Raw genomic sequence first — 15503 nt, 5'->3', positions numbered from 1 at the left:
GAGTGTATGATCGCATCCTAGAAAGAGCACAACACCGATTAGMAACGATGACGCCTCTTCCGAAAAAAGCACTCGCTTTTGTTCGACGCCTTCAAAAACGAAAGGAAGAAGCGCTGCGTTTCTTACGTGAAGTACATGTTCCCTTTGATAACAACCAAGCCGAACGCGATCTTCGCATGGTCAAAGTCAAAGAGAACATTTCGGGTACGTTTCGCGAAGAAACATTCGCGCAGTCGTTTTGCATCGCAAGAAGCATCGTTTCCACACTGACGAAACACGAAAAAAACGTGTGGGATTCGTTATGTCTTCTGTTGGCAGGCGAAACGATCGATCGAGTTCTTTCCGCTACCTAGGGCATTTTCTATGACCGAAATGCCCTATTTGTGCTGGGCTTTTTTATACACTAGCACTGGGGTGAATAGTTACTCATCGGCAGCGTCCTTGGCGGTCGACTGGTATACCGGATCGGGGTGAAGCCGCAGCTGATCATCGGCATGGCCGTTATGGCGTCCGCATTCGGGCTGCTTGGCACGATGGATGTCGAGACATCGAAATGGACGGCGACGATGTATATGATCATTCTCGGTCTTGGCACAGGGCTCGTGATGCCGATTTTGACGCTTGCTTTGCAAGAAAGCTTTCCGAAATCGGAGCTTGGCGTGGTGACATCTTCAAGCCAATTTTTCCGCTCGATTGGCGGGACGTTTGGGATAACGGTGCTTGGCGCCATCATGAACCACCGGTCGAGAGCCTTGCTTGACGAGCGGCTCATGCCAAAGCTCGAAGCGCTGCCGGCGCAGGCGAAAGGGCTTGTCGACCGCTTTGCGGACATGATCCATGACGATCCGCAAGGGCTGTATTCCGTCTTGCTCAGTCCGGAAGCGATGGCCAAGATTCCAGCGCTGCTTCGGGACATGTTCGTGCCGGTGCTGAAGCAGTCGCTTGTCGATTCCCTGCAGGCAGTCTTTTGGTTCGGGCTCACGTTTATCGCGGTCGGCTTGCTTTTCGTGTTCGGTTTGAAACGGATTGTCTTGTCTGATCGGGCAGAGGCGATGAAGCCGTTGAAGCAGGAAACCGAGACCGAGTGAAGAAAAGGAAACGGCGGACCGCGCCTTTTCGGCGAGAAGGCGGGCCGCCTTTTTTGTGGGCGGCAACGAACAAAAGAGCAATGAGGCATCCAGAGGTAGGCGTCGGTTTGCTTTTATGCCGCTCATTTCGCCGGGCGGGTCTCGCATCAACGCGATGCTCGGCGCTTGGCAGCTTCACGGTGACGATCGGCAACGGTCAGCTACGGCGCGCCTGCCTCTGCGCTTTGGCCGAAGACGCGCGAGCGGGTGAGAAAGCGGACGCCTTCCGGGCCTCCCAGTGAAAACATGCCGCCGCGCCCGGGAACGACGTCAATGATGAGCTGTGTATGCTTCCAATATTCGTATTGCGCCTTGGCGATGTAAAACGGGCAGCCGCCGATTTCGCCAAGCAACACGTCGGAATCGCCGACGATCAACTCACCGAGCGGGTAGCACATCGGCGAGCTGCCGTCGCAGCAGCCGCCGGATTGATGGAACATAAGTGGGCCGTATTTCGCCTTTAATTTTTCAATCAATTTTAACGCCGCTTCGGTGGCGATGACTTTCGGTTCTTCAGCCATTGGGTGTCCCTCCTTTGCATTCATGCATTTCGTTTGTTTTCAGTATGGGGGGTCAATCGGCGGCCCGCTGTTTGGCGGAGAACGAGTGAGACAACAGCAGTGTCGTCAAGGCAAAAGAGGGTGTCCCGAACGGAACCGGGACACCTTGTCAACATGGTGGGCTCTTCGCCTCAAAACGGGGAGGCGATGAAAGAGTGGGTGGGTGAGTATTAGAACAAGCCAAGTTTTTTCGGCGAATAGCTGACGAGCAAGTTTTTCGTTTGTTGGTAATGGTCGAGCATCATTTTGTGCGTTTCGCGGCCGATGCCGGACATCTTGTAGCCGCCAAATGCCGCATGGGCCGGATAAATGTGATAGCAGTTCGTTCACACGCGGCCGGCCTGGATGCCGCGGCTGAAGCGGTACGCGGTGTTGATGTCGCGCGTCCAGACGCCGGCGCCAAGGCTGTACAGCGTCTCATTGGCGATCGAAAGCGCTTCGTCATGATCTTTAAACGTCGTGACCGCGAGCACCGGGCCGAAAATTTCTTCTTGGAAGATGCGCATTTTGTGATGTCCTTTGAAAACCGTCGGCTTGACGTAATAGCCGCCGGGCAGTTCTCCTTCGAGCATGTTCCGCTCGCCGCCGATCAAAAGTTCGGCGCCTTCCTGTTTGCCGATGTCGATGTATGACAAAATTTTCTCGAGCTGTTCGGAGGAGGCTTGGGCGCCGATCATCGTTTCCGTATCGAGCGGATTGCCTTGCTTGATTTGCTTGACGCGTTCAAGCGCCCGTTCCATAAAGGCGTCGTAAATCGACTCATGGATGAGGGCGCGCGACGGGCATGTGCACACTTCGCCTTGGTTTAGAGCGAACATCGTGAAGCCTTCAAGCGCTTTATCAAGAAAGTCATCGTCTTTGTCCATCAATCGACTTCCAGGCCTTCCAGCCAGCGGCTCGCGTAGACGCTACAAAGATGATGGAACACTTCGATCGCCTCGTTCGGGTCGGCGGCGAAAAAGACGCTCGCTGCCGTTTCGTTTTCTTCGCGGACGAACTCAAGCAAAAAGTCGGTGGCGATCCGGTTGAACAAAAGAAGCGCACCGTAGGAGCGCTCAAGCTGGCGTTTCCGCTCGAGCGGGTCATCGATGGACAAAAACGGACGCTCATAGCGGGCGGTCAGCTCCGGCAGCCGGCGCCGGATCGCTTGCTGGGCGTCCGTGAGCATCGCCTCGATCGTCTGTGGCGATAGAAACGTTTGCTCACGCAGCATGTAGCTCCAAATTTGCTTTAACGCATGCGCCGATTCGCCGGCGAAGGCGATGTTGCTGAGCAAATTATTCATATAGCGTTCGTCATCCGCTGCCTGGATGCGCAGTTTCATAATGATTTCGAGCACATCGGAATGGATTTTTTCTTTTCGCCATGGTTTGGTCAGTTCGTGAAGCAAAACGGAAAGACAACGTGCCGCTTCGTCTTTCGTCATCATTCGCCATTCCTTTCGTTGCGAAGTTGCCGCTTTCATTGTACCATGTTGCTCCCCATCCTTGAATGAAAAAGAAGTTGGAAAGGCGCCGGTCAAATACATGATTGCTGCTAGGGACCAGTTGGCGTATGATGATTTTAGAGATGAAAGAACGGCGCGACAGGCATATTTTCACGCGCCTGTCATATGCTCGAACGAGACGAAGGAAAGGAGAGAGGAGCATGAAGCCGTTGCGTCTGCGCGGCCACCATTTGCTTTGTGTGCACGGGTTTCGCGGCATGGGCTACAGCCCGTCGTTCGTGGAAAAAATGTGGGAGATCGTGGCCCGCATTCGCGATGAACACGACGATTTCCCGATTGAAGTCGTCGCGGCGCTCGATGAGGCGTGCCTCGCCTGTCCGCATCATGGAGAGACAACGTGTGAAGCCGGCCCCAATTCCGATGCCCACGTCCGTTCGCTTGACGGAAACGTCATTCGCCATTTAGGTTTGGAGCCGGGCAATGTGTATTGGAAGTCTGAACTGATCCGGCGGACGGCGGAACGGGTCAAGCCGGATGATTTGGACGAGTTATGCCGCAACTGCTCGTGGCTGCCGTATGGCGTCTGCAAAGAAGGAATCGCCAACGTCCGCCGCGGCAATGTGGCACAAACGTGAGGCAGAGCGGCCGTTTTCGGAAAAAATTGAGGAGGAACGATGGAAAAACGGCGCTGTGCTGAACCATCATCCGTTTGTCAAGGCGGGGGGGCTGTTGCAGCACCGTCTTTCCATTGACGAAGCACGGCGCCATCTGTTTTGAAGAGAGTCATGGCCGGCGATGGCGGCGTTTTGGGACGTTGGCGGAAATTTCTAAAAAATGAATAGTTCCATGGGCGGAAAAATGTGATATGATAAACAATTATAGATACTTTCGACAGAAAGGGTCATGAACGATGAAAGTAGCTAAATTCGGTGGAAGTTCGGTGGCGAGCGCTGCACAATTCCGTAAAGTGGCCGACATCGTCAGCTCGGATATCGAGCGCCGCATCGTCGTTGTATCAGCTCCTGGAAAGCGGTATAAAGATGATGTGAAAGTGACGGATATGCTCATTCGGCTCGCCGAACAGGTGGCAGCGGATGAGCCGTATGAACAAACGATGCAAGAAATCACAAAACGATACGCCGACATTGTAGATGAACTTGAGTTGGAAGCTGATGGATTTTTGGCTGAACTTGTGGATGACTTACAATCCAAAATCAGCGCCTATCGGAACGATCCGCCCCGCCTGTTTGACGCCATGAAAGCGAGCGGCGAAGACCATAACGCAAGGCTCATGGCGCTCTATCTGCAAGATTGCGGGCTTGAGACGAGCTACGTCAGCCCGCTTGAAGCCGGCATTATCGTCACTGATGAGCCAGGCAACGCCCAAGTGCTCCCGGAGTCGTACGACAAACTGAAGCAGCTGCGCGAACGTCGCGGTGTTTTGGTCATCCCGGGATTTTTCGGCTATTCCCGATCGGGCCATATCGTCACGTTCCCGCGCGGCGGGTCGGATATTACGGGCTCGATCGTCGCCGCCGGCGTGAAAGCCGACGTGTATGAAAACTTTACCGACGTCGATTCGATTTATTGCGTCAACCCGTCGATCGTCGCTGATGCGCGCAAGTTGAAGGAAATTACGTATCGGGAAATGCGCGAGCTGTCGTATTCCGGCTTTTCCGTCTTCCATGACGAGGCGCTGGAGCCCGTCTACCGCGCCGGCATTCCCGTTTGCGTCAAAAACACCAACAACCCGGCGGCTCCAGGCACGTGGATCGTCGCCAAGCGCAATCATATCGACGAACCAGTCGCCGGCATTGCGAGCGACACTGGCTTTTGCAGCATCAACATCAGCAAATATTTAATGAACCGCGAAATCGGATTCGGCCGCCGCGTGCTGCAAATTTTAGAAGACGAAGGCATTTCATATGAACATACGCCATCCGGCATCGACAACATGTCGATCATTTTGCGGGCGAGCCAGCTCGCGGACGGAAAAGAAGAACGCATTTTAGCCCGCATTCGCGAGGAGCTGGCGGTCGACGAAGTCAATGTGGAATACGGACTGGCGCTCATCATGGTGGTCGGCGAAGGGATGGAAAAAACGGTCGGGATGGCGGCCAAAGCGGTGACGGCGCTTGCCAATGCCAACATCAACTTAGAGATGATCAACCAAGGATCGTCCGAAGTGAGCATGATGTTCGGCGTCAAAGAAGACGTCGTCAACGAGGCGGTGCGCGCATTGTACAACGCCTACTTCCAACAGGCAACCGTAAGCCACCTTTCCTAACGCGAAACAGGCGTCCGAAACTCGGGCGCCTGTTCTTATGTACCGAGAAGCCCCCGCTTTCACGCGATCAGCCGAAGGGGGGAATGAATCAGCGTCTTCCATCATGGATGTCCCCTAACGCCGCTCAAAATATCTTGAAAGAAGGACTTCGTTGGAACAGCCAAGTCACAGGGACAGACGGGGATGGTCTGGCTGGCAGTCTGCCTTATAGCAGGTGTCCCCGAGAATCTCCCATCTCTAAGCGTTTGCGTAGGTGGGAGAACGTTCAAGCGCTCTAGGCCAAGCTTTCTTCTTTTTTCGCTGGTTGGCGTACATAAGAGCGGCATGTTCGGAAAATACTACCAATGTACGTCAAAGAAAGCGAAAGGGAGGAAGACCGAATGCGGCAATGGCTAGGAATGGCTGTGCTTGTCGCCGTTTTCGCTTCGTTTCCGGCTGGGGCGGCGGCCATCAGCCGAAGCGAGCTTGAGCAGTATGCTGAGAGCGTCGGCTGGACAGTGAGCGACCTGTTGGCTTATTTGGATCAATACGGCTTGACAGCCGCCGATTTTCGCACCATGGATGAGATGAAACAATGGCTCGGCACGCCCATCACTGACGAGCGGCTTCATGCCGTTTTGCGTCGGCACCGGCTGACGGTCGAGGAGCTCGAGGCGCTGCTCGGCCAGTTTGGCGAAACGGTGCAAGACTACACATTTGTTGAAGACTTAGACCGGGCCGTCCGCTTTTACTCACAGCATAACGCCGCCATGCAGCAAATCAACGACTTGCTTGGGGTGCTCGGGATGACGGAACAAGAAGTACGCGCCTTCACCCGCCATATCGCCTCGATTGACGACCCGCAATTGGCTGGGCGGCTGGCGGCGCTTCGTGCGCAGCTGCGCCCGTTTGAGCAGACCGAGGGGCCGTGGACGGATGAGCAACGTCGCGAACTGCGAGCCCTTTGGGAAAAAGCGCTTCGTTTGCTGCAGCTTGAGGCCAAGTACTATGTCAACGGGCGGGAGATGGAGCCGTCAGCGGCCGCTGCAGCCGATACGAAGACGATCGACGTGAAATTGTATAACCGCCAAGGTGAAGAAATGGCCGATATCGCGATGACAAGGGACATGTTGACGTCCGGCTACATCGTCCGCGCCGGGGAGAAAGGGATTGAAGCCGGGCTGCTGGCGCTTGAGATGAAGGGGATGATGCAAGGAGAAAAATTGCCGGATACGGCGTCGCCGTATTTGCCGCAGGCGGCGGCCGGGTTGCTGCTGGCTGTCGCAGGCGCTCTCCTTTACCGGCGGGCGGGGCGCCTTAAAGGGTGAGCGGCTGTGAAGAGGGAGCAGACAGTGTGGAAAAAAGATGCGCCTCGGTATCGATGGAAACGCAAAGCTGCCCGCTGGGCGGCCGCAGCCGTTTTCGCCATCGGAGCGGCAACAGCAGGTTGGAACGGCTATTGGTACATCGTTGGCTGGAAAGCAGCGAATCAAGAGGCGGTCCGCTTGCCTGCCTTGGACTCGTCTCCATCATCGGCGGCCGAAGCCGCCCACGCGTCCCGCCGTCCGGTTGAACAAGCCGCTGCTCCGCTGGGGGCGCATCTTGGCGAGCTGGTCATTCCGAAGCTCGGGGTGGCGATCCCGGTATACGAAGGCGTCCGCGAGCAAGAGCTGCGCCGCGGCGCCGGCCATTACCCGGCCAGCGCTTGGCCGGGGGGAAAGGGGCATGTTGTGCTGTCAGGGCATCGCGACACGGTGTTTCGCCGCCTTGGGGAACTAGGGATCGGTGATGCCCTCGTCATCCGGGCGGCGGACACAGCTGTTCATTATCGCATCGTCCGCATCCGCATCGTCGATGACGATGATCGGACCGTTCTCGTCAACAAGGCACGTCCGACGTTGACGGTGACGACGTGCTATCCGTTCCGTCTCATCGGCCGCGCCCCGAAGCGCTACATCGTCACCGCCCGCCCGGTTCAGACCGTTTCGCTGGAACGCGTTCACAATGAATGGTAAGCTGTCCATGCCAATGGACATGGACAGCATTCGCTTTGGCGAGGGATGCGTCAGTGAATGAAAGCTGTCGCGCGTCAATGGCGCGTATCGGCGACCTGCCCACACTGTCCGGTTTCGTTCGTGCATGTCGATTTCGCTGCCCACGTTTGATGGCCGTCCGATCTCGATGGATATACAAAAAGGCTAGAGAGTCGCGCTCTCTAGCCTTTTATTATGTCCGTCCGTCCCTCGCTCTCACGCCTTGCCGCTCATCCATTTGCTGGCGGAATTCTTTGAGCAGCGCCTCGCCTTGCAATCCTTTCTCAACAAGGCCGGCCAATACCATTTCAGCCAAATGAGTCCGCCGTGGGATCATCAACCCTTCCATCAGCACGCTAATATGGCCGTTCATTTTCGTGATCGAACGGACGGCAACAAGCATGTTCGCCGGATCGTTGCCCGGGTTGGTGATCGTCACTTGCAGCTGAAACTCAGTCCGCTCCTTCAATCCGGCAAATACCGGTTCGTATTCATCATCCAAATACGCCTCGACGAGCCAGCGGTTTTGCCCGTCTTCCTTATTGATGATCAGGCCGTCAATAAACGGAATGTCCCGGCGGTGCATCCCCTCGTCAATCACCGAGAGCCCGACAAGCTTGAACGTTTTCATGGTCGCCCACCTCATCACGATTGTCTATTCATGATTATACCATAGCCAACGAAGGGAAGAAAAACAGGATGATGCGCCTGTCTCCGCCAAAGCCATCCACATATTTTGCTGCGAAATGACAAAAACGCCATTTTGCTGCGCTATTGCTGGCGCATTGTCCGCATTTGCCGGGGATTGTACTTATAGATTGCGCAGAAAAATGCAAAAATCGCAGTTTTACGGCAAAAAACGCGATCGTTTATCATAAGGATGCGGTGGATGGAAAGGAGGGATGCGCCGGCGTATGGTCAATCAAGTGGTGCTTGTCGGGCGGTTGACGAAAGACCCGGAGCTCCGTTACACAGCCGAAGGAGCAGCCGTGACGACCGTCACCTTGGCGGTGGCGAGAAATTTCCGCAACGCGGAAGGAGGGATTGATGCCGATTTCGTTCCATGCGTCTTATGGCGGAAAACAGCGGAACATACCGCCAATTATTGCCGAAAAGGATCGATGGTGGCGGTGACGGGGAGAATCCAAACGCGCCGCTACGATAAAAAGGACGGCCAACGCGTCTATGTGACCGAGGTCGTCGCGGATTCCGTCCAATTTCTCCACTCCGGCAAAACACGGGAATGGCCGGAGCACGTCTAAACGGATTCGCGACTTCCGTAAAGGGCCACTGAATCCGTTCCCTTTCTCCCGTTTTGATGATTTGTTTCCCCATTCATTCCTTTCTTAACGAATCCCCAAGAGAAAGAACGTGTCCTCGCAAGACTCCCCAACGATGGCGCTAGCAGCCGATGTTAGCGCTTTTTTTGTCGAAGGGCGGGAGTCAGCCGAGGGCTTCGGCGCACTCTTTAATGATCGTGATCAGCATCGTTTCGACATGTTTTCGTTTTTTCTCCGGCAATTTCGCCAACGTGTACACCGCGTCGCTGATCTCGCGGTTTCGCAGCACATAATCGACGACAGCGAGCGTCTTTTCACCCATTTCCGTTTCCCCATACAGCCGCTTCACTTCCCGCAGCACTTCCCGCTGTCCGAGTTCGCTGCCGAGTAAAAAATCAGCGCTGACGTTAAACAAATGGCATAGCTTTTCGAGCGATTGAATGTCAGGAAGCAGGCTGCCGTTTTCCCATTTGCTGATTTGCGAACGCGACACGTTCAGCTGCTCGGCCAGCTGTTCCTGTGTCCAGCGCCGTTGTTTTCGCAGTTGTTTGAGCGTCTCCCCCAAGTTTGTCATCGTTCGTCACCACGCTTTTCATCATTACTATTTAAAGATAGAAAAGCGTGGAGCCAATGATTGTTCCTTTTTCGCCCATTTCTCTCTTTGTTTCTAAATCAGAACGGATTTGTCCGTGATTTCGTCGTTCGGCCTCTTTTTTTGCCCAGGAAGGACATAGTACAATTAGTTAAAAATAGGAAACTATGAACCAAAAAGAGGGGGTCAAGGTGAACATCTATCTTGCCGATTTTGTCATTTGTGAACGAAACGGGGAGAAGCACGCCCAAAAAATGTACCATATCTATATTAAGGAAATGAAAAATCCGTTTTCCGTGCGGCTGAAAACGATCGCCCCGGCCAGTTTCACTGATTCGCTGCGCTCGCTGAAAAACGAAGGTGGACGGATGCGTTTTGCATCGGAAGGCGAGGCGCTGTTCCGCACGATCACCTGCTCAAAGGAAGCTCAGCTCTATTTTGTATTTAAATGCACGAGCCATCTTTACATGTTTATCGTCAAGCTTGATCTTCGCCAAAAAAAGTTTACCGTCGCCCTTTATGAATGGAATGAACCGAGGCAAAAATACATCCCGATCCGCGCAGATGAATGGCTGGAGATGGAAAAACAGCTCATTTATGAAGTGCTGCAGTCGATTTACCTTGTCGATGACCGGCATGTATCGCACTTGTTCGCCAATCTGTCGCGTCCGAAACGGGGAACACCCCATTCCGGTTCATGATCTTCTTTCTTCTCCCAATGGAAAAAAGCATTTCCTTTCATGGCTTTCATACGATATACTGAAAATATAGAACATTGCCGCGCCTCATCTTGAACATCCACTCAGGACAAGACGACAACAAACGGAAGGGGCGGCGAAGGGAGAGGACGCATCCGTGAAACCGAATCACGCCTTCTTTGCCGCTGCCATGGTTTCGTCCTTTTTTCTTGCCCCGGATGACAGCCAGGCGGCGGAATGGAAAAAAGGCATGAGTTCCCCTGAAATCAAACAGCTCCAGCAGCGCTTGAAAGAAAAAGGCTTTTTCACGTATCCGCAAGCGACCGGCTACTTTGGCGCCATCACCGAAAAAGCGGTCAAGGCGTTCCAACGGGCGATGAACTTGCCGGCGACCGGCATCGTCGATGACGCCACCTACGCGAAGCTGAAAAAGCCTGCGTCAAACGACACGCTCGCCATCGGTTCCCGCGGTGCGGCCGTCAGTGATTTGCAACGCCGGCTGAAACAGCTCGGCTATTTTCGCTATCCGCAAATCACCGGCTACTATGGCGCGGTGACGGCCGATGCCGTGAAGCAGTTTCAACGGGCGAACGGGCTTCCCGCCACCGGGCGGGCGGACCGGGCGACGCTTGAGCGGCTGAAGCAAAAAGCAACAAGTCAGCCGGCCACGTTATCTGACGCGCTGACGATCGGTTCGCGCGGCGACGACGTCCGCAAGCTGCAGCAGCAGCTTAAACAACTCGGCTACTTTACCTATTCGGACATCACCGGCTACTATGGGGTGCTGACCGCCGACGCCATCCGCCGCTTTCAACGCGACAACGGCCTGCCAGTGACCGGCGCGGTCGACAACCAAACCGTTGCCCGCCTCGCGAGCGCAGTAAAAGCGAAAACGACCTCCCCTGCACCGATCGAGCGCGAGCGCCTGGCGGTTCGCCTCTCAATCGGCGCGCTCGGCGACGACGTCAAGCGCATTCAGACGAAGCTCAAAGAGCTCGGCTACTTCTGGACGGACATCACCGGCTACTACGGAACCGCCACCGCCGATGCCGTCCGTCGTTTCCAACAAGCGGCCCAACTCCCCGCAACCGGCATTGTTGACGGCGAAACATACGAGCGCCTGATCGGACAAGCCCCTGCGGCGAAGCTGGACGTCATCGAACTCGTCGCCGATGCGGCCGAACTGCTCGGCGTCCCGTACGTTTGGGGCGGCGAGACACCGGAAGAGGGATTTGACTGCAGCGGCTTCATTTTCTACCTGTTCCAGCAACAAGGCGTCCCCATCCCGCGCACCGTCGCCTTGATGTGGAATGCAGGCGCATCGGTTTCCGCCCCGGAAGTCGGCGACATCGTCTTTTTCGCCACGACCACCAACGGCCCATCGCACGCCGGCATCTATATCGGCAACGGCCAGTTCATCCATAGCGGCGCTTCGACCGGCGTGACGACGAGCCGCCTCGACCAACCGTATTGGAAACAGCGGTACTTGGGGGCGAAGCGGTTCTTTTAGCATGCTGGAACGACAACGATGACCAAAATGAGGAGGAAAACGAAGATGAAACATGCATCCCAAATGGCAGCCGCCATCTGCCTCGCCGCCGCCATCGCCCTCGGAGGAAATGGACAAACAGTTGACGCCGCCGTCCAATGGGGGCAAGTCCAATGGAAACAAGGCATGATCGGCAAAGTCGTCATTTTGCGCGACACGCCTCTATACCGCCTGAACGGAGCGGCATGGCAGACCGCCATGACGGCGAAACAAGGGCGCGAGTATCGCGTCTACAGCCAAAAACGGGCAGGCGGCGCCGTCTATTACAGCCTCGGCGGCGGACTGTATGCCAAACAAGGGGCTGCCATCCAATACGTGCCGTTCACAAAAGACGAACTTCTCGCCCTTGTCGCCCGCTCATTGAAAGGGCAATACATTCTTCAGGCAGGAAATGAATCCGTTCCGTTCGTCATTGAGCGGCAAAAAGGAAATCGTCTGTTCGGCTGGTACTTATACGGCCAAAATATGTCATTGCCGCTTGAAGGCCGCATCGACGGCGCAACGGTGACGCTCTCCATTTTCTTCAACGACAACGCCGAAGCGATCGCCGACTCGATCTCTTACTTAAAAGCGTACAACGTGCCGAAGGAAGAGATCAAAAAAATCGCCGAACAGCTCGCCAACAGCGGTGATTACGCCATGCAGCTGCAATTTTCCATCACGAACAGTCCGGAACAATTCGCAGGACAGTTCCGCTTTCTCGATTTGTACTTGAATGACCGCAATGACGTCGTCAAAATGACGCTTGGCCAACCGATGGACGTCACGGTGAAGAAAAACGATTGATGTTTTTGCACAAAATGTTTGCCAACCAAAACCATCAAACTGCCAAAATATTGTTCTAAATTTCTGTTACAGGCATATTCATATCAATGTCGCCATCGATGGAAATAATTTCAATGGCATATTCTCTAAAAAATTTGTATTTAGGGCTAGAATTTAGAAAGAAAATGTATTATTATAGAAGACGTAGAACATTAAGGAATGATGTGAAAGTGCTAGCACTGAATGATAGCCTTGCTAATAAGTCTATCATCTGGACACACATGATGATCTTGGTTCATGTTAGCACCTTTTAGGCAATGAATCTACTAAACGGCAGCCGTTTAGGATCATTGTCTTAAAGTTTCATAAAAACGAAGGGGGATTTTAGGCTTTATGGACAAAAAGAAAGCAGTCAAACTCGCCACAGCCAGCGCTGTAGCAGCGAGCGCTTTCGTCGCCGCCAACCCGCATGCTTCCCAAGCAGCCACGGACGTTGCGACGGTCGTCAGCCAAGCGAAAGCGCAAATGAAAGAAGCATACTATACGTACAGCCATACGGTAACGGAAACGGGCCAATTCCCGGACATTAAAGATGTATATGCCGCCTACAACAAAGCAAAACAAGCGTATGCAAACGCGGTTGCTGTCGTGAACAAAGCCGGCGGCGCGAAAAAAGACGCGTATTTGGCTGACTTGCAAGCTACATACGAAACGTATGTATTCAAAGCCAACCCGAAATCGGGCGAAGCGCGCGTGGCTACGTACATCGACGCTTACAACTATGCGACAAAATTAGACGCGATGCGTCAAGAACTCAGAGCAGCCGTCGATGCGAAAGATCTGAAAAAAGCAGAAGAGCTCTACCACAAAATTTCGTACGAGCTCAAAACGCGCACGGTCATCCTCGACCGCGTATATGGCCAAACGACGCGCGAACTGCTTCGCTCGCAATTCAAAGACGAAGCGCAAAAACTGCGCGACAGCTTGATCTACGACATCACCGTTGCCATGAAAGCGCGTGAAGCGCAAGACGCTGTCAAAGCCGGCAACTTGGACAAAGCGAAAGCCGCGCTTGACAAAGTCAACCAATACGTATCGAAAGTAACCGATGCGTTCAAAGCCGAACTGCAAAAAGCAGCACAAGACGCCAAGGCGGCGTATGAAGCGGCGTTGCCTCCAAAAGTGGAAAGCGTAACAGCTGTTAACGCAAAAACATTGGAAATCAAGTTTAACAAAGCGGTTGATGCCGCAACAGTAATCGACAACAAAGGCACAAGCGACACGTCCGATGACGTCGTGAAAACAACCGCCATCACGCTCACGGCGATTGATGGCCAAGGAACGGTTTCCACCGTGAAGGCATCGTTGAGCGATGATAAGAAAACGTTAAAATTAGTGGCTGATGGCGCTCAATTTTTCACGAAACGCTATGTTGTCGACATTAAAAACGTCAAGACATTGGACGGCAAAGATGTGCCTGCCTACACGACGACGATTGACACGACTGATTCGGTAAGACCGAGCGTTCTGTCGTCTTCTTACGCGGATAACGGCTTGACGCTGAAAGTGAAATTCTCTGAACCGCTTGCCAGCGTAGGAACAGTTAAACTGTACGACGGAACAACCGAAATCTCGGTTTCTCCGAAATTCACGGCTGGCGACGATGAAATGACAATCAATCTCGCTTCCTCGTCTGTGCCGGTGAATAAAGACTTGACGCTGAAAATCTTTGGCGCCGTTGACTACAACGGAAATGTCATCAATCCGAACCCGGCTGAACTGACTGTCAAGAAGACAACGGTGGATACAACGAAGCCGACCGTTCAAAGCATCGAAGCGGTCAACACGAAAACCGTCAAAGTGACGTTTAGCGAAAAACTGTTGAGCAACCCGACCATCAAAATTGGCGGCCAAACTGCATCTGTTTCGGTTGACTCAACAGGCTTAGTCTATACAGCAACATTGAGCAGCGCTCTGTCGAAAGGTGTGTACGCAGTTGAAGTAAGCGATTATAAGGACTTGGCGGGCAATAGCGGGGATGCGTACACGAAAGTCGTTCAATTGAAAGCTGATACTACAGCACCGAAATTCGTCAGTAGCCAAGTCGTGAAAATTGACGGTGTTGAGCACCTTGTGTTGACATTTGACGAAGAGGTCACGACTGGCAGCAACATTACAGTTGTTCAATCGAGCGATAAGTATATTGACGAAAACAATGTACTTAAGGCTGTCGGCGCAGATTTGAAAACAACTAGCGACAATTTCAAATTATATCTGCCGACAGACGGAAAATCGAAATCGGTTGCTTTGAACATTTCTTCCTTGCCAAAAGGCACATACACCGTGACATTGCCGAACGGTTTAGTAAGCGACTTGGCTGACAATGCATATGCAGAGCGTAAACAGATTACATTCGTTCGCGGCTCTGACAGCTTAACGACGAAGCCAGCTCTTGATACAGCCTACGATGGTAATGGTGTGAAAGCGGACAACAACAACGAATTAGTATTTGAGTTCACACAAAACTTGGACGCTTCTGCATTGAACCTGTCCAACTTCAACATCAACGGTTTGACCGTCACGAAAGCAGTCTTTGATGGAGATACGAAACATATCCGCGTGACGCTCGCACCCGGGGCAAATACGTGGACAGGCACGCACGTCATTACGATCAGCAACATTAAGAATACGTCTGGGCTCGTTATGGATACCGTGACCGTAAATGAATACATGAAAGAAAACGTGGCTCCGACGTTCACAGCGACCTTAACCAGCGCAGACGTCATCCGTGTCGACTTCAGCGAACCGGTGGCAAATGCGATGATCAGCAATTCGCTTTCTGTTAACAACTTTACCGTAAAAGTTGATGGACAATCAGCTACTGTATTAAGGGTCTATGAAGATAGTGGCGCTCAAAATCCGGTTAGTTCATCAAAAGGATATAAAACTATTTATCTCAAACTGCAAAACCCAGTAACAGATCTGTCTAAGCCAATCACCTTGTCGGCGACAGGCATTGTAGATGTAGATCAAACGGGTGGTATTAGTTCGAATAATGTAGTTGGCAACCCAGTTTCTGATGCTGTTGTAAACGTGGCAAAATAAGGATGGAGTGTATAGCAATGTAGCAACCCTCCCATGAAAGTGGTGAACTCACTTTCATGGGAGGGTCTTTTGTGATATTTT

15 protein-coding genes and 2 pseudogenes are annotated in these 15503 nt (G+C 53.2%); 12 read left to right on the top strand and 5 right to left on the bottom strand.

Annotation, left to right across the window (positions count from 1 at the left end; translation table 11 throughout):
* Both AP057_RS03830 and AP057_RS03825 read left to right on the top strand, forming a co-directional pair.
* Window positions 1-353 (top strand): transposase (locus tag AP057_RS03830; protein WP_152968857.1); only part of this gene is annotated, 353 nt, incomplete at its 5' end.
* Between the two features lie 69 nt (window positions 354-422).
* A pseudogene (locus tag AP057_RS03825) lies at window positions 423-1088 on the top strand (MFS transporter); the annotation flags it as partial.
* A gap of 200 nt (window positions 1089-1288) precedes the next feature.
* On the opposite strand, the gene AP057_RS03820 reads toward AP057_RS03825, so the two are convergent.
* From AP057_RS03820 to AP057_RS03810, 3 genes and pseudogenes are all read right to left on the bottom strand, one after another.
* Window positions 1289-1648: a DUF779 domain-containing protein gene (locus AP057_RS03820; RefSeq protein WP_055358121.1), complete on the bottom strand. Its 360-nt coding sequence runs from the start codon at window positions 1646-1648 to the stop codon at window positions 1289-1291.
* Between the two features lie 209 nt (window positions 1649-1857).
* A pseudogene (gene adh, locus AP057_RS03815) lies at window positions 1858-2547 on the bottom strand (aldehyde dehydrogenase); the annotation flags it as partial.
* A gap of 5 nt (window positions 2548-2552) precedes the next feature.
* Window positions 2553-3113, bottom strand: coding sequence for a hypothetical protein (locus tag AP057_RS03810; RefSeq protein WP_230581305.1), 561 nt, complete (start codon window positions 3111-3113; stop codon window positions 2553-2555).
* 221 nt (window positions 3114-3334) lie between these two features.
* On the opposite strand from AP057_RS03810, the gene AP057_RS03805 reads away from it, so the two are divergent.
* The 5 genes from AP057_RS03805 to AP057_RS03790 all read left to right on the top strand — a co-directional run bounded on the left by AP057_RS03805 (window position 3335) and on the right by AP057_RS03790 (window position 7415).
* A complete protein-coding gene (locus tag AP057_RS03805; protein WP_033013751.1) occupies window positions 3335-3769 on the top strand; it encodes a DUF1284 domain-containing protein in 435 nt (144 codons plus the stop codon).
* On the top strand, window positions 3753-3911 hold the full coding sequence (locus AP057_RS17265) for a hypothetical protein (protein WP_155266779.1): 159 nt from the start codon (window positions 3753-3755) through the stop codon (window positions 3909-3911). Before AP057_RS03805 ends, AP057_RS17265 begins: the two co-directional genes overlap by 17 nt.
* Before the next feature lie 133 nt (window positions 3912-4044).
* Window positions 4045-5421 (top strand): aspartate kinase, encoded by a 1377-nt coding sequence (locus AP057_RS03800; RefSeq protein ID WP_055358120.1) that lies wholly within the window; start codon window positions 4045-4047, stop codon window positions 5419-5421.
* Window positions 5422-5801: 380 nt separating this feature from the next.
* On the top strand, window positions 5802-6728 hold the full coding sequence (locus AP057_RS03795) for a processed acidic surface protein (RefSeq protein WP_055358119.1): 927 nt from the start codon (window positions 5802-5804) through the stop codon (window positions 6726-6728).
* Window positions 6729-6752: 24 nt separating this feature from the next.
* A complete protein-coding gene (locus AP057_RS03790) occupies window positions 6753-7415 on the top strand; it encodes a class D sortase (protein ID WP_049625969.1) in 663 nt (220 codons plus the stop codon).
* A gap of 211 nt (window positions 7416-7626) precedes the next feature.
* On the opposite strand, the gene AP057_RS03785 is transcribed toward AP057_RS03790, so the two are convergent.
* The gene (locus AP057_RS03785) at window positions 7627-8064 is read right to left on the bottom strand and encodes a YwpF-like family protein (protein ID WP_033013755.1); all 438 of its coding nucleotides are present in this window, start codon (window positions 8062-8064) and stop codon (window positions 7627-7629) included.
* A 271-nt stretch (window positions 8065-8335) separates the two neighbouring features.
* On the opposite strand from AP057_RS03785, the gene ssb reads away from it, so the two are divergent.
* A complete protein-coding gene (ssb, locus tag AP057_RS03780; RefSeq protein ID WP_200899745.1) occupies window positions 8336-8695 on the top strand; it encodes a single-stranded DNA-binding protein in 360 nt (119 codons plus the stop codon).
* Between the two features lie 181 nt (window positions 8696-8876).
* On the opposite strand, the gene AP057_RS03775 is transcribed toward ssb, so the two are convergent.
* Window positions 8877-9287 carry a helix-turn-helix domain-containing protein gene (locus tag AP057_RS03775; RefSeq protein ID WP_049624694.1) on the bottom strand — a complete coding sequence of 137 codons (411 nt, stop codon included), beginning with the start codon at window positions 9285-9287 and terminating at the stop codon, window positions 8877-8879.
* 209 nt (window positions 9288-9496) lie between these two features.
* Here AP057_RS03775 and AP057_RS03770 point away from each other — a divergent pair, with 209 nt between their 5' ends.
* From AP057_RS03770 to AP057_RS03755, 4 genes are all read left to right on the top strand, one after another.
* Window positions 9497-10006, top strand: coding sequence for a hypothetical protein (locus tag AP057_RS03770; RefSeq protein ID WP_055358122.1), 510 nt, complete (start codon window positions 9497-9499; stop codon window positions 10004-10006).
* Between the two features lie 154 nt (window positions 10007-10160).
* Complete coding sequence (locus AP057_RS03765) at window positions 10161-11513, top strand: peptidoglycan-binding protein (RefSeq protein ID WP_049625132.1); 1353 nt, start codon at window positions 10161-10163, stop codon at window positions 11511-11513.
* Between the two features lie 45 nt (window positions 11514-11558).
* Window positions 11559-12338, top strand: a complete 780-nt coding sequence (locus AP057_RS03760) for a hypothetical protein (protein WP_049625131.1) — start codon at window positions 11559-11561, stop codon at window positions 12336-12338.
* A 372-nt stretch (window positions 12339-12710) separates the two neighbouring features.
* On the top strand, window positions 12711-15422 hold the full coding sequence (locus AP057_RS03755; protein WP_055358118.1) for a hypothetical protein: 2712 nt from the start codon (window positions 12711-12713) through the stop codon (window positions 15420-15422).
* Window positions 15423-15503: the final 81 nt, after the last annotated feature.

Source organism: Geobacillus sp. Sah69, from assembly GCF_001414205.1.
In the GTDB taxonomy this organism is placed as follows: Bacteria; Bacillota; Bacilli; order Bacillales; family Anoxybacillaceae; genus Geobacillus; species Geobacillus stearothermophilus.
This window is presented reverse-complemented; position numbering and strand designations above follow the sequence as displayed.